This is a genomic window from Amycolatopsis sp. DSM 110486 (assembly GCF_019468465.1).
In the GTDB taxonomy this organism is placed as follows: domain Bacteria; phylum Actinomycetota; class Actinomycetes; order Mycobacteriales; family Pseudonocardiaceae; genus Amycolatopsis.
On record NZ_CP080519.1, the window covers coordinates 6081268 to 6095757 of the forward strand.

Sequence of the window (14490 nt, forward strand, 5' to 3'; positions counted from 1 at the left end):
CCGGGAGCTACGCGAGGACCATCCTCTTCACCGTGTGGTTGGGGTGAGCCACTGTGTCCTCCGGCCGGCGTGCCGGGGGTGTGCTGCTGCGGCGGCGAACCCGGCCGGTTCGGCGGCGTGTTCGGGTGCGGCGGCGGTGTGTTCGGGTGCCCTTGCTGGGGCGTGGCAGGGTGCGTCGGCGTGTGGTGCGTCGTTCCGCCGGACCCGCCCGGGTGGCTGTGCCTGGCCATGTCGTTCCCCCTCGGTGGTGGTCGGAGTCAGTGGTGGGTGGTCACTTCGCGCCGACCTCGTCGATCGCGATGCCGAATTCCTTGAGGATCGCGGCGACCTGGCCGTCGTGGTGGTCGTAGGAGTCGGCGGCGGAGCGGACGCCCTGGCTCAGCGAGGTGAGGCGGTTGTCGCCGAAGTCGAGGGTGCTGCCGTAGAGGTTGCCCACCAGGTCCACCACGGGCTGCAGCAAAGCGAACAGGCCGGTGAAGCCCGACTTGTCGCACGCGGTGGTGCGCATGTAGTCCTTGATCTTGCCGACCTGGGCGTGCAGCCCGTCGACGACGTCCGCGTACTCGCGCATGACGTCGGTGTGTACGTCGAAGTCCGACACCGATTCCCTCCCCGTGATCGTCGGTCGACGAACACTATGGCAGGAAGTGATCACCCAGCGTGGGGTGTTTCGGGAAATCCACCGGATAGGAAATCGAAATCCGACAAATCAGACAAGTGTCTACAAAGGACGATCAGAGGTCCGGCAGCCCGAGCTCGAGGTTCGGCGCCTGGAGCCCACCGTCCACTTCGAGTACCTTGCCCGTCACGTACGCGCCGGCCGGCGAAGCCAGGTACAGCACCGCCGAAGCCACGTCCTCCGCGGAACCGATGCGCTGCAGCGGGGTCGCGTTCTCCATCTTCACGCGGATCTCTTCGTTGCCCGCCACCAGTTCCAGTGCCGACGTGAGCACCGAACCGACGCAGATGGCGTTCACGCGCACCTTCGGCGCGAGGTCCACGGCGGCCAGCCGCGTGTAGTGCGACAGCGCGGCCTTCGCCGTGCCGTAGGCGAGAAAGCCGCGGCCCTGCACGCGGCCCATGATCGACGAGATGTTGACCACCGCACCGCCGCTTTCGAGCAGTGCCGGGGTCGCGGCGACGGTCAGCGCGTGGGCGGTCGCGACGTTGAACCGGAACGCTTCCTCGAGGAAGTCCGTCGTCGACTCGGTGAACGGCCTCGGGTACGTGCCGCCGACGTTGTTGACGACGATGTCAAGCCGTCCGAAAGCGGCCAGGGCTTCCGAAGCCAGCGCGCCGGCCGCGGCCGGGTCCGACAGGTCGGCCGCCACCACATGCGCGCGGCGCCCGGCCGCGGCCACGCTGGCAGCCACCTCGTTCAGCTGGGACTCGGTGCGCGAGGCGATGACCACGTCGGCGCCCGCCTCGGCTAGCGCCACGGCGGTGGCCGCGCCGATGCCGCGACCGGCGCCGGTGACCACCGCGACCTTGTCCGTGACGCGGAACCGATCGAGGATCATGCGGCGGACGCTAACACGTTTCACCGGCGAGCGGCATCGGTCACACAGGTGGTCGCGCGAGCCGGGAAGACCCCAGGAAAACGGCCGGAAACGGCTGTGTCAGGCCGGATGCGTAAAAGCCCGGTTACACTTGACGGCAACCGCCCAGATCCGATAGTTAGCTAAGCGAACGACCTGGGTGCCATCAGGAACTACGTCGTTCCGCGCAGCCAGATCGTTACCGTTCACCGCCGTCCGGGGCGCTCTGAGGTGCTGCTCCGGTGTTTCCCAGGTGTTAAAGTCGCGCTAACAAGCGGGCCATCGTCGTCCCGTGCGCTCCCCACGGCCGGTTCGCCGGTCTCGCACGAAGACGACGAAGGAGGTCCCTTTTCCATGATCTTCTCCGCCATTCCCGGCAAGCAGGGTCTCTACGACCCGGCGACCGAGCTGGACTCCTGCGGTGTGGCCATGGTGGCCGACATCAAAGGGCGCCGCTCCCACGGCATCGTCGCCGACGGGCTGACCGCGCTGGCGAACCTCGAGCACCGCGGCGCCGCGGGCGCCGAACCGACGAGTGGTGACGGCGCGGGCATCCTGCTGCAGCTGCCCGACGAGCTGCTGCGCGCCGAAGCCGGCTTCGTCCTGCCTCGAGCGGGTGCCTACGCGGCCGGTATCGCGTTCCTGCCCGGCGACGCCGAGCAGCGCCGCAAGGCCGTCGAGCTGGCCGAACGCATCGCCGCCGAGGAAGGCCTCGACGTCCTCGGCTGGCGCGAGGTCCCCGTCGACGCGGACCGGGCCGGAATCGGTCCCACGGCGCGTTCGGTGATGCCGCACTTCGCCATGCTGTTCGTCGCGTCGCCGGGCGGGGAAGCCGGGCTGGAGCTCGAACGGCTGGTCTTCTGCCTGCGCAAGCGCGTGGAGCACGAGAGCGTGGCCTCGGACTGCGGCACGTACTTCCCGTCGCTGTCAGCGCGCACGATCGTCTACAAAGGCATGCTCACCACCGCGCAGCTGCCCGCGTTCTTCACCGACCTCACCGACGAGCGGCTCGAGAGCGCGATCGCCCTGGTTCACTCGCGTTTCTCCACCAACACGTTCCCGTCGTGGCCGCTCGCGCACCCGTTCCGGTTCGTGGCGCACAACGGGGAGATCAACACCGTGCGCGGCAACCGCAACCGCATGCGCGCCCGCGAGGCGCTGCTGGAGTCCGACCTGATCCCGGGCGACCTCGCGCGGCTGTACCCGATCTGCTCGCCCGACGCGTCGGACTCGGCGTCGTTCGACGAGGTGCTGGAGCTGCTGCACCTCGGTGGCCGGTCGCTGCCTCACGCCGTCCTGATGATGATCCCGGAGGCGTGGGAGAACCACGCCACGATGGACCCGGCGCGGCGTGCGTTCTACCAGTTCCACGCGAGCCTGATCGAGCCGTGGGACGGCCCGGCCTGTGTCACGTTCACCGACGGCACGCTCGTCGGCGCGGTCCTCGACCGCAACGGCCTGCGTCCGGCGCGCTGGTGGCAGACGGTCGACGGCCGCGTGGTCCTCGCCAGCGAGGCCGGCGTGCTCGACGTGGCCCCCGGCGACGTCGTGGCGAAGGGCCGCCTCAAACCGGGCCGGATGTTCCTCGTGGACACCGAGGCCGGCCGGATCGTCTCCGACGACGAGGTGAAGTCGGCGCTGGCCGCGGAACAGCCGTACGAGGGCTGGCTGCACGCCGGGCTGCTGAAGCTGGCCGACCTGCCCGACCGCGACCACGTGGTGCAGAGCCACGACTCCGTGCTGCGCCGCCAGCTCGCCTTCGGCTACACCGAGGAAGAGCTCAAGATCCTGCTGGCGCCGATGGCCGCCAAGGGTGCCGAGCCGATCGGTTCGATGGGCACCGACACCCCGGTCGCCGCGCTGTCGAAGCGTTCGCGGCTGCTGTACGAGTATTTCAAGCAGAACTTCGCGCAGGTCACCAACCCACCGCTCGACGCGATCCGCGAAGAGCTCGTGACCTCGATGGCGCGCATCATGGGCCCGGAGCGCAACCTGCTCGCGCCCGGCCCCGCGTCGTGCCGGCACCTGAACCTGCCGTACCCCGTCATCGACAACGACGAGCTCGCCAAGCTCATCCACGTCAACGACGACGGCGACCTGCCGGGCTTCGCGTGCAGTGTCCTTTCCGGACTGTACGAAGTGGACGGCGGGGCTGAGGCGCTGGCCGCCGCGATCGAGCGAGTACGCCGTGAGGCGTCGGAGGCGATCGCCGCCGGGGCGCGCACGCTCGTGCTCTCCGACCGCGACTCCGACCACCGGATGGCGCCGATCCCGTCGCTGCTGCTGGTCTCCGCGGTGCACCACCACCTGGTGCGCACCAAGGAACGCCTGCGCGTCGCGCTCGTCGTGGAGACGGGCGACGCGCGCGAGGTGCACCACATCGCCGTGTTGCTGGGCTACGGCGCCGCCGCGGTGAACCCGTACCTCGCGTTCGAGACGATCGAGGACATGATCGCCCAGGGCGCGATCACGGGGATCGAGTCGGGCAAGGCGATCCGCAACTACGTGCAGGCGCTCGTGAAGGGCGTCCTGAAGATCATGTCGAAGATGGGCATCTCCACCGTCGGCGCGTACACGGCGGCGCAGGTGTTCGAGTCGCTCGGCCTGAGCCAGGACCTGCTCGACGAGTACTTCACCGGCACGTCGTCGAAGCTCGGCGGCGTGGGGCTCGAAGTGCTGGCCGAGGAGGTCGCGGTGCGCCACCGCCGCGCCTACCCGGACAACCCGACCGACCGTGTCCACCGTGGACTCGACACCGGCGGCGAGTACGCCTACCGCCGCGAGGGCGAGCTGCACCTGTTCACGCCGGAGACGGTGTTCCTGCTGCAGCACGCGTCGAAGACCGGGCGCGAAGAGGTCTACCGCAAATACACCGAAGAGGTGCACCGGCTCTATCGCGAGGGCGGCGCGCTGCGCGGGCTGTTCAAGTTCCGCGACAGCGCGCGCGAGCCCGTGCCGCTCGACGAGGTGGAGCCCGTCGAGGCGATCCTCAAGCGCTTCAACACCGGCGCCATGTCGTACGGCTCGATCTCGGCCGAGGCCCACGAAACGCTCGCCATCGCGATGAACCGCATCGGCGGGCGCTCCAACACCGGTGAGGGCGGCGAGGACCCGGAGCGCCTCTACGACTCCGAGCGCCGCAGCGCGATCAAGCAGGTCGCGAGTGGCCGGTTCGGCGTCACGAGCGAGTACCTCGTGAACGCCAGCGACATCCAGATCAAGATGGCGCAGGGCGCGAAGCCGGGTGAAGGTGGCCAGTTGCCGCCGAACAAGGTGTACCCGTGGATCGCGCGCACGCGGCACTCGACGCCCGGCGTCGGGCTGATCTCGCCGCCGCCGCACCACGACATCTACTCCATCGAGGACCTGGCGCAGCTCATCCACGACCTCAAGAACGCCAACGAGCAGGCCCGCGTCCACGTGAAGCTGGTGTCCTCGCTCGGGGTCGGCACGGTCGCGGCCGGCGTTTCCAAGGCCCACGCCGACGTGGTGCTCATCTCCGGGCACGACGGCGGCACCGGCGCCTCGCCGATGAACTCGCTCAAGCACGCCGGCACGCCGTGGGAGATCGGCCTCGCCGAGACCCAGCAGACGTTGCTGCTCAACGGTTTGCGCGACCGCATCACGGTGCAGGTCGACGGCGCCATGAAGACCGGGCGCGACGTGGTGATCGCGGCGCTGCTCGGCGCCGAGGAGTACGGCTTCGCGACGGCCCCCCTCGTCGTCGCGGGCTGCGTGATGATGCGCGTCTGCCACCTCGACACGTGCCCGGTCGGCGTCGCGACGCAGAGCCCCGAGCTGCGCAAGCGGTACACCGGCCAGGTCGAGCACGTCGTGAAGTTCTTCGAGTTCGTGGCCCAGGAGGTGCGGGAAACGCTGGCGCAGCTGGGTTTCCGCACGCTCGACGAGGCCATCGGGCACGCCGAGGTGCTCGACACGGCCGAGGCGCAGGCGCACTGGAAGGCGGCCGGGCTCGACCTGAAGCCGATCTTCGAGGTCCCGACCGAAACGCCGTACGGCGGGGCGAAGCGGCGCGTACGGGCGCAGGACCACGGCCTGGAGCACGCCCTGGACCGCACGCTCATCCAGCTCGCCGAGGCGGCGCTGGAAGACGCGCACCCGGTGCGCCTCGAACTGCCGGTGCGCAACGTGAACCGCACCGTCGGCACGCTGCTGGGCTCGGAGATCACCCGCCGCTACGGCGGTGAAGGCCTGCCCGAGGACACGATCCACGTGCTGCTCACCGGTTCGGCCGGGCAGTCGCTGGGCGCGTTCCTCCCGCGCGGCATCACGCTCGACATGGTCGGCGACGCCAACGACTACGTCGGCAAGGGTCTCTCGGGCGGCCGCATCATCGTGCGGCCCGACCCCGAAGCCGTGTTCTCCGCCGAGCGTCAGACGATCGCGGGCAACACGCTCGCGTACGGCGCCACGGCGGGCGAGATGTTCCTGCGGGGCCAGGTGGGCGAACGCTTCTGCGTGCGCAACTCCGGCGCCACGGTCGTCGCCGAGGGCGTCGGCGACCACGCCTTCGAGTACATGACCGGCGGCCGCGCCGTGGTGCTCGGCCCGACGGGCCGCAACCTCGCGGCCGGCATGTCCGGCGGCACCGCGTACGTGCTCGACCTCGACCGCGCCAAGGTCAACGGTGACATGGTGGATCTGTCCGTGCCGGGTTCCGAGGGCCTGGCGTGGCTCAAGCAGATCGTGCAGCAGCACCACGACCTGACCCGCTCGGCGGTGGCCGCGTCGCTCCTCGGCGACTGGACGCGGCGTTCGGCGGCCTTCACCAAGGTGATGCCGCGCGACTACCAGCGGGTCCTCGACGCGGCGAAGGCAGCTCGCGCTGACGGCCGCGACGTCGACGAAGCGATCATGGAGGCCGCTCGTGGCTGACCCGACGGGTTTCATGAAGAACCGGCGCGAAGAGCCGAAGAAGAGGTCCAAAGAGGACCGTCTCGCCTCCTGGGGCGAGGTCTACGCCGATGTCGAACCGGCGCAGCGCAACGAGACCGTGCGCACGCAGGCCTCGCGCTGCATGGACTGCGGCATCCCGTTCTGTCACTCCGGCGGCACGGGTTGCCCGCTCGGCAACCTGATCCCGGAGTGGAACGACCTCGTCCGCCGCGGTGACTGGGCCGCGGCGAGCGACCGGCTGCACGCCACCAACAACTTCCCCGAGTTCACCGGGAAGCTGTGCCCGGCGCCGTGCGAGGCCGGCTGCGTGCTGTCGATCTCGCCGCTGTCGGGCGGGCCGGTGGCCATCAAGCGGGTGGAGGCGACGATCGCCGACCAGTCGTGGGAATCCGGGTACGTGCAGCCGCAGGTGTCGGAGGTGTCCTCGGGCCGCCGCGTCGCCGTGGTCGGCTCCGGGCCGGCCGGGCTCGCCGCCGCGCAGCAGCTCACCCGCGCGGGCCACGAGGTCACGGTGTTCGAGCGCGACGACCGCCTCGGCGGCCTGCTGCGCTACGGCATCCCCGAGTTCAAGATGGAGAAGAAGGTCCTCGACCGGCGCCTCTCGCAGCTGCGCAAGGAAGGCACGCGGTTCGTCACCGGCTGCGAGGTCGGCGTGGACCTGACGGTGGAGGACCTGCGCGAGCAGTTCGACGCCGTGGTGCTCGCCGTGGGCGCGCTGCGCGGCCGCGACGACCAGACCACGCCGGGCCGGGAGCTGCGCGGGGTCCACCTCGCGATGGAGCACCTCGTGCCCGCCAACCGGTTCGTGGAGGGCGACGGCCCGTCGCCGATCGACGCGGCCGGCAAGCACGTGGTCGTGATCGGCGGTGGCGACACCGGCGCCGACTCCTACGGCACGGCCACCCGCCAGGGCGCGCTGTCGGTGACGCAGCTGGACCAGTACCCCGTGCCGCCGACGAGCCGCGACGACGACCGCTCGCCGTGGCCGACGTGGCCCTACATCCTGCGCACCTACCCGGCGCACGAGGAGGCCGGCGAGCGCAAGTTCGCCGTGGCCGTGAAGCGGTTCGTCGACGACGGCGCCGGCAACGTCAAGGCCCTTGAGCTGCAGCAGGTCCGCGTGATGAAGGACCCGGAGACGGGCCGGCGCGAGGTCGTGCCGACCAGCGACGAGGTCGAGGTGCTGCCCGCCGACCTGGTGCTGCTGGCGATCGGCTTCGAGGGCGTGGAGCGGATGCCGCTGCTCGACGGTCTCGGCCTTTCCCTGACGCGGCGCGGCACTTTGTCGTGCGGCGCCGACTGGCAGACCGGGACGCCGGGCGTGTTCGTCTGCGGCGACGCCCACCGCGGCGCGTCGCTGGTGGTGTGGGCCATTGCCGAGGGGCGGTCCGTGGCCAATGCCGTGGACGCGTTCCTCATGGGCGACTCGGACCTGCCGTCGCCGGTGCACCCGACGGCGTTGCCGCTCGCCGTGGTCTGACCCCTCGTCCTCCAGGCCCCACGTTCTGCAGGCCCCCAGCGCAATGGCGCGCTGGGGGCCTGTTTTTCAGCGGTGCCCTGGCGCGGGTGAACTTCCCGGCACACACGGTGGTCGCCGCTGACCGTCGAGAGTGGAGCTTCGGCAAGACCGGTGCCGTTTCGGTGCTCGACCACGGCAAGCTGAAGCAGGTCGTGAAGAACCTGCCGTCCGCGGCCGGGACCGACGGCAGGGCCGGCGCCGGCCCCGCGGACGTCGAGTTCGTCCGCGGCACCATGGCGATCCTCGGCCAGACGCTCAACATCGACCCGAAGACCGGCGCCAACCTGTTCGGTGCACAGGGCGACGCCTTGGGCCGGCTCTCGTTCATCGATGGCAAGAAGCCCAAGCTGGGCCCCGAAGATCTACGCCGACGGGCTCACCGCGCTCACCGACCTGGCGTTCGACCGCAAGGGCCGGCTGCTCGTGGTGACCTTTGCCAAGGACGGCATCGCCGCGCCGCCCTCGGACGGCGTGCTGACGCGGATCGAGAAGAACGGCAAGAAGACCGTGCTCGCGTCCGCCGGCCTGGCCCAGGCCACCGGCCTCGCGATCGACGGCGACGACGCGTACATCGCCAACCACGGTACGTCGCCGAGCACGGGAAAGCCGTCGGGCTCGATCGAGAAGCTGACGGTGCGCAACTGAGGCCCGGCTCCGGGCGGACGGGGCCGTTCTCCCGGAGCCCGCCGTCGGCGGTGGGCGAAACGTGAAGCAGATTTCTCGTCGCGGCGACCCGTCGCGCTGTACCTGCCAGGACGAACCGGACGTGTGACCCGCGCCGCCCTCCCGGAACCACGCGGGCGGCGAACCTTATCCTGGGAGCCGTGAACTGGACAGTGGACGTTCCCGTCGACACGCTTCCCGAGCTCCCGCCGCTTCCGCCCGAGCTGCGTTCGCGCCTCGACGCGGCCCTGGCCCTGCCCGCCGCGCAGCAGCCCGAGTGGCCTGACGTCGAGCTGGCCAAGCGCGTCCGGGGCGTGTTGGAGAGCGTGCCGCCGATCACCGTGCCCGCCGAGATCGACCGGCTGCAGAGCAGGCTCGCGATGGTCGCGCGCGGCGAGGCCTTCCTGCTGCAGGGCGGCGATTGCGCCGAGACGTTCGAGTCCAACACCGAGCCCCACATCCGCGCCAACCTGCGCACGCTGCTGCAGATGGCCGTGGTCCTCACCTACGGCGCGAGCCTGCCCGTGGTGAAGATGGGCCGCATCGCCGGCCAGTACGCGAAGCCTCGTTCGGCGGCCACCGACGCGCTGGGCCTGCCCGTGTACCGCGGCGACATCATCAACTCGCTGGTGCCCAAGCCCGAGCTGCGCGTGCCCGACCCGGGCCGCATGATCCGCGCGTACGCCAACGCGGGTGCCGCCATGAACCTGGTCCGCGCCCTCACCGGCGCCGGCATGGCCGACCTGCACCAGGTGCACGACTGGAACAAGGACTTCGTGTCGGCCTCGCCGGCGGCGCAGCGCTTCGAAGCGCTCGCCAACGAGATCGACCGCGGCCTGCGGTTCATGAACGCCTGCGGCGTCACCGACACGTCGCTGCAGTCCACCGAGATCTTCGCCAGCCACGAGGCCCTGCTGCTCGACTACGAGCGCGCCCTGCTGCGCCTGGACAACGCCGACGCGGCCAACCCCAAGCTGTACAACCTGTCCTCGCACTTCCTCTGGATCGGCGAGCGCACCCGCCAGCTCGACGGTGCGCACATCGCGTTCGCGGAGCTGCTGTCCAACCCGATCGGCCTCAAGATCGGCCCGACGACCACGCCCGAGCAGGCGCTGGAGTACGTCGAGCGCCTCGACCCGCGCCACGAAGAGGGCCGGCTCACGCTCATCTCGCGCATGGGCAACGGCAAGGTCCGCGAGGTGCTGCCCGCGATCGTCGAGAAGGTCGAGGCCTCGGGCCACAAGGTCATCTGGCAGTGCGACCCGATGCACGGCAACACGCACGAGTCGTCCACCGGCTACAAGACCCGCCACTTCGACCGCATCGTCGACGAGGTGCAGGGCTTCTTCGAGGTGCACCACAAGCTCGGCACCTACCCGGGCGGCATCCACGTGGAACTCACGGGCGAAGACGTCACCGAATGCCTCGGCGGCGCCCAGGAAATCTCCGACGTCGACCTCTCCGGCCGCTACGAAACCGCCTGCGACCCGCGGCTGAACACCCAGCAGTCGCTCGAGCTGGCGTTCCTCGTGGCGGAGATGCTGCGGGGCTGAGTCCCTAAACGGTGTTCAGCAGCACCGCGGTGGACTTCAGCACCGCGTCGCGCAGGCCGCCGAGGTCGGGGACGGCCTCGGCGTTCGCCTGGAGTCCGATGTGGACGCCGTCGCGGTAGGTGGCGACGGCGATGCCCACGGCGTGGCGCGGGGCCAGCGGCACAAAGGGGTACACCTGCGCCAGGGGCGCGCCCGCGAGGGTGAGGCGCGCGGCCGGTAGCGGCACGGTGGTCACGACCAGGTCGAACAGCAGCGGCGTGGCCAGCCCGGCCGTTTTCGTGCCGAGGCGGTGCAGCACCGTGGGCACGCGGTCGGCGAGCAGCGGGAACGCGCCGGCGCCGCGGGCCGGGCCGGCGGCCTTGTTGCGGGTCATCGCGCGGCACACCAGGTGCAGGCGCTCGACGGGGTCGTCCTCGCCGATCGGCAGGTCGCACAGGTAGCCGGACAGTTTGTTGCCGCCGACCTGGCCGCTCGAACGGCCGCGCACGCTCACCGGGATCAGCGCCCGCAGGGTGCGCCCGTCGGCGCGTTTGCCGCGGTTGACCAGCCACTCGCGCAGCGCCCCGGCCAGCACGGCGAGCACGACGTCGTTGCCCGTGCCGCCGTGTGCGCGGCGGATGCGGCGGATGTCGGCGGTGGGCAGCCGCACGAACCCCAGGCGCCGCTCGGCCGACGCGGGCGCCGATACGGGCGACAGGGGCGGCCGCGCCGCACGGACGAGCGACGTCGCGATCCCGGCCGTCTCCCCGGCGTGCGCGAGGGTGTCTTTCACGCTGTCTTTCACGCTGTGCAGCGCCGAACGCGGCCGCGGGATCGGCGCCGGTCCGGACGCACGGGCGAGGGTGCGGTCCGCGACGGCCAGGCCGTCGAGCAGGCCGACGGTCACCGCGTACGCGCCTTCGCCGTCAGTGAGGGCGTGGTGCAGCTTGAGCAACACGGCGAAACCACCCTGGGGCAGCCCGGTCGCCACGGTCAGATCCCACATCGGACGGCTCGTGTCGAGCGGTTCAGCGATCCACTGCGCGGCGAAGTCCGTGAGCGGGTCGGGGTCGTACAGCGTGCTCAGCTCGTGGTGGTGGATATGTTGTGCCGCAACGAAATCCGGATCATCCGACCAAGTCGCGGAACCGGGCGGAAACAGCTCGGTGCGCATTTTTCGGCGCAGCTGCGGCATTTTTTCCGCGCGCGACGCGAGCAGCGCCGTGAGCTCCGCGCCGTCGGCTCGCCCGCGAGAGGTGAACACCAGTACCGCACCCATGTGCATCGGCGCGGTTTCGCTTTCCAGGCACAGGAACGCGACGTCGAGCGGGCTGAGCGGGGTACGAACCATCGCGACCGTCCTCGTGCGGCTGGGCAAGAGTGGGATGCGCCCCACGACACCACCTTGACATGACGGGAGGGTGGTCACCGTGTTTCGCGGGCGCTAACGACCCGCGGTTTCACTCACCCGGGTCACGCGCACCCCACCGCCGCGCCCACCCACCCCGTGCCGGCTTCTCCTCCTTCGCCGGCCTTGACGGCTGCGGCAACGCGGGCGGCTGCGCCACGGTGAGCGCTTCGCCGGGCGACTGCGGTGCCGACGGCTGGGGGAGTGGCGCGGGGGTGTGAGTGGCGGCGTTGCGCTGGGGCAGGGGCGGTGTATCGCCGGCCGACTGCGGCGGTGCCGGCCGGGACGGCTGCGGGAGCGGGTCGGCTGCGGCGGGTGTGGGCAGCGCGACTGTCGGGCTGTCGTCGGTGTTGCGGCGGGAAAGTGGTGGGGGCTCGGCGGGCGGGCGCGGAGGTGCCGTCTGCGCGGGGTGCGGCGGTGGCTCGGCCAGGCCGTTCGGGGGGTGTGCGATGAGTGGGCTGCCGGCGCGGGTGGGGGTGCGCCGGGGCAGCGGTGAGGCCGTGCCGGGCGGGCGCGGTACCGGGCGGTCAGGGCCGAGGGCGACGTTGCGGCGGGGGAGCAGCGAAGCTTCGCCGGCCAGGCGCGGAAGCAGCACCGAGGGAGACCGTTGCGGCAGGCGCTCGCCGGGTGCGGCGCTGTCGGCAGCGTCGCGGCGGGGAAGTGGCTCGGCGGACTCCGGGGCCCGCACCGGAAGCGCGCCGTCGGCCCCGGAACCGGAGGCCACACCAGGAGCCGCACCGGAACCGGAAGCCACACCAGGAGCAGCACCGGAATCCGCGGCCGCGGCGTTCCGCAGCGCCACCCCGTTGCCCGGCCGCTTCGGCAGCCCAGGCCACAACTCCCCGGCCTCCTCCGCCGCCGCCCGAATCGCCGCGCCGTCCAGCTCCGTGTGCGTTTCCTTGATGTCGCGGTCGAGCCACTGGATCACCAACGTGAACGGCCCGTCCCCCGGCAATGGCCACAAGAAGATCTGGTGGTCCAGGTGGAACTGCGTCCCGCCGCCACCCACGGCGCGCAGGACCGGCTGCGCGGGCTCCGAAGCCGACGGCACCGAGATCGACTCGGAGCTGGCCCGGCTCCCGTCCGGGTACAGCACGCCGACGAGCAGCGCGTTGTAGTCCGGGATCCGCCGGTGGTCGATGAGGGAGCCGCTGCGGCCCTCCTGCAGGCTGTCTCGCGAGTACACCGCCAGGCGCAGCGTCAGGGCTTCCGGCCAGACCTCGATGCCGCGCAGGGCGACGATCGTGCGTTCGGAACGGCCGAGCGGCCGCGCCCACGGCAGGAGCGCCGGGACGATGTGGTCGTTCGGCGGGCCCATCCACGGACGGCCCTCGTAGCCGAACAGCTCCTGCTCCCGCACGGGGAACAGGGGGCGTTCACGAGGACCGTCCGTGAAGAAGCTCATGGGCTACTCGCGCGGGGAGAGGTCGCCGTTCGACAGCGCCTGCTCCGAGCCCGTGGGGGCCGACGGCTTCGAGGGGCTGCCCATGGCGTCCATCAGCTGGCGGGCCAGGCCGAGGCCCGTACCGCCGAGCGACAACGCCTTGGTGAACATGTCCGACATCCCGTCCGCGCCGTTCAGGACCACCATGTGGTCGACGTTACCGAACGCCTTCGCGCCGGCCTCGACGATTTCCGGCCAACGTTCGGCCAGCTGTTGTGCTACCACAGCTTCCTGGTTCTCCGCCAGTGCCGCGGCCCGCGCCTTGATGGATTCGGCCTCCGCCAGACCGCGAGCCCGGGCCGATTCGGCCTCAGCGAGACCCCGCGCCTTCGCGGCTTCCGCCTCCGCCAGACCGCGAGCCTGGGCGGCCGCCGCCTCGGCCTCGCCGGTGGCGCGCGTGGCCCCCGCCGACGCCTCGGCCCGCGCCTTCGTGGCCTGGGCCTCCGCCTCGGCGGCCGTCTTCACGCGCGTTGCGTCGGCCGCGGCCCGCAGCTCGGTCTCCTTGGCCTCGGCCTGCGCGCGGGCGATCTGGGCGTCGCGGTCGGCGTCGGCCGTCGTGCGCGTCTCGTACGCCTTCGCGTCGGCCGGCTTGCGGACCTGCGACTGCAGCCGCTGCTCGGCCAGCGCGGCCTCCAGCTCGGCCGCCCGAGTCTCCTGGACCACGACCTCCTGCCGCGCCGTCGCCTCGGCCAGCGGGCCCGACTGGCTCGCCTTCGCCTTGGCCTGGTCGACCTCGGCCTGGTAGCCGGCCTGCTTGATCTGGCTCTCCCGCATCGCGCCCGCCTTCTGCGCGGCGGCCACCTGCTCGGCCTGCGTGGCCTCCTGGTCGCGCTGCGCCTCGGCGATCCGGGCCGAGGCCGCGATGGCCGCGGCGTGCGGCTTGCCCAGGTTGAGGATATAGCCGGACTCGTCGTCGATCTCCTGGATCTGCAGCGAGTCGACGATCAGGCCCAGCTTGATCATCTCCGTGGCCGACGACTGGCGGACCTCGCCGGTCAGCGCGTCGCGGTTGTGGATCATCTCCTCGATGGTCAGCCCGCCCACGATCGAGCGCAGGTGGCCCGAGAACAGCTCGTGGATGGTGTCGTTCATGCCCTTCTGCTGGTCGAGGAAGCGGCGGGCGGCGTTGGCGATCGAGGCGTAATCGTCACCCACCTTGTAGATCACCACCGCCCGCACGGTCACGGGCAGGCCCTGCTTGGTCACGCAGGACACCTGGAGGTTGACGCCGCGCGTGTCGAGCGAGAGTCGCCGGGCGGTCTGGAAGCCGGGGATCACGTTGACGCCCCGGCCGGTCACGATCTTGAACCCGAGGCTGTCGGCGGTCTCGGTGCGCTCCACCCGGATCCCCCACCCGGAGATGATGAGCGCTTCGTTCGGCTCCGCGACCTTGTACAGGATTCGCAGAAGCCCGAAGAGCACGATCACGGCTACCACCGCGATCACGACGATGAGCCAGATTTCCATAA

General features: G+C 71.1%; 8 protein-coding genes and 1 pseudogene. 4 read left to right on the forward strand and 5 right to left on the reverse strand.

The genetic code is table 11. The features are described from left to right. Positions 1–271: 271 nt before the first annotated feature. On the reverse strand, positions 272–601 hold the full coding sequence (locus K1T34_RS29585) for a hypothetical protein (protein ID WP_220238042.1): 330 nt from the start codon (positions 599–601) through the stop codon (positions 272–274). A gap of 133 nt (positions 602–734) precedes the next feature. Beyond that, positions 735–1520, reverse strand: coding sequence for an SDR family oxidoreductase (locus tag K1T34_RS29590; protein WP_220238043.1), 786 nt, complete (start codon positions 1518–1520; stop codon positions 735–737). Between the two features lie 372 nt (positions 1521–1892). Between K1T34_RS29590 and gltB the strand changes: the two genes are divergently transcribed. The 4 genes from gltB to K1T34_RS29610 all read left to right on the forward strand — a co-directional run bounded on the left by gltB (position 1893) and on the right by K1T34_RS29610 (position 10190). Next, positions 1893–6434 (forward strand): glutamate synthase large subunit, encoded by a 4542-nt coding sequence (gene gltB, locus K1T34_RS29595; protein WP_220238044.1) that lies wholly within the window; start codon positions 1893–1895, stop codon positions 6432–6434. Further along, a complete protein-coding gene (locus K1T34_RS29600; protein WP_220238045.1) occupies positions 6427–7935 on the forward strand; it encodes a glutamate synthase subunit beta in 1509 nt (502 codons plus the stop codon). Before gltB ends, K1T34_RS29600 begins: the two co-directional genes overlap by 8 nt. 369 nt (positions 7936–8304) lie before the next feature. Next, positions 8305–8619 carry a hypothetical protein gene (locus K1T34_RS29605; RefSeq protein ID WP_220238046.1) on the forward strand — a complete coding sequence of 105 codons (315 nt, stop codon included), beginning with the start codon at positions 8305–8307 and terminating at the stop codon, positions 8617–8619. Positions 8620–8798: 179 nt separating this feature from the next. Further along, positions 8799–10190, forward strand: coding sequence for a class II 3-deoxy-7-phosphoheptulonate synthase (locus K1T34_RS29610; RefSeq protein ID WP_220238047.1), 1392 nt, complete (start codon positions 8799–8801; stop codon positions 10188–10190). Positions 10191–10194: 4 nt separating this feature from the next. Here the strand turns inward: K1T34_RS29610 and K1T34_RS29615 are convergent, their stop codons facing one another. The 3 genes and pseudogenes from K1T34_RS29615 to K1T34_RS29625 all read right to left on the reverse strand — a co-directional run bounded on the left by K1T34_RS29615 (position 10195) and on the right by K1T34_RS29625 (position 14488). Next, positions 10195–11520 (reverse strand): wax ester/triacylglycerol synthase family O-acyltransferase, encoded by a 1326-nt coding sequence (locus K1T34_RS29615; RefSeq protein ID WP_220238048.1) that lies wholly within the window; start codon positions 11518–11520, stop codon positions 10195–10197. 847 nt (positions 11521–12367) lie between these two features. After that, positions 12368–12982, reverse strand: a pseudogene (locus K1T34_RS29620) (hypothetical protein); the annotation flags it as partial. A gap of 3 nt (positions 12983–12985) precedes the next feature. Then, on the reverse strand, positions 12986–14488 hold the full coding sequence (locus tag K1T34_RS29625) for a flotillin family protein (protein ID WP_220238049.1): 1503 nt from the start codon (positions 14486–14488) through the stop codon (positions 12986–12988). Positions 14489–14490: the final 2 nt, after the last annotated feature.

Excerpts from the sequence above, each read along its gene's own strand:
- K1T34_RS29590 (WP_220238043.1), bottom strand. The coding sequence starts at position 1,520 with ATGATCCTCGATCGGTTCCGCGTCACGGACAAGGTCGCGGTGGTCACC.
- K1T34_RS29615 (WP_220238048.1), bottom strand. The coding sequence starts at position 11,520 with ATGGTTCGTACCCCGCTCAGCCCGCTCGACGTCGCGTTCCTGTGCCTG.
- K1T34_RS29605 (WP_220238046.1), top strand. The coding sequence starts at position 8,305 with ATGGCAAGAAGCCCAAGCTGGGCCCCGAAGATCTACGCCGACGGGCTC.
- K1T34_RS29625 (WP_220238049.1), bottom strand. The coding sequence starts at position 14,488 with ATGGAAATCTGGCTCATCGTCGTGATCGCGGTGGTAGCCGTGATCGTG.
- gltB (WP_220238044.1), top strand. The coding sequence starts at position 1,893 with ATGATCTTCTCCGCCATTCCCGGCAAGCAGGGTCTCTACGACCCGGCG.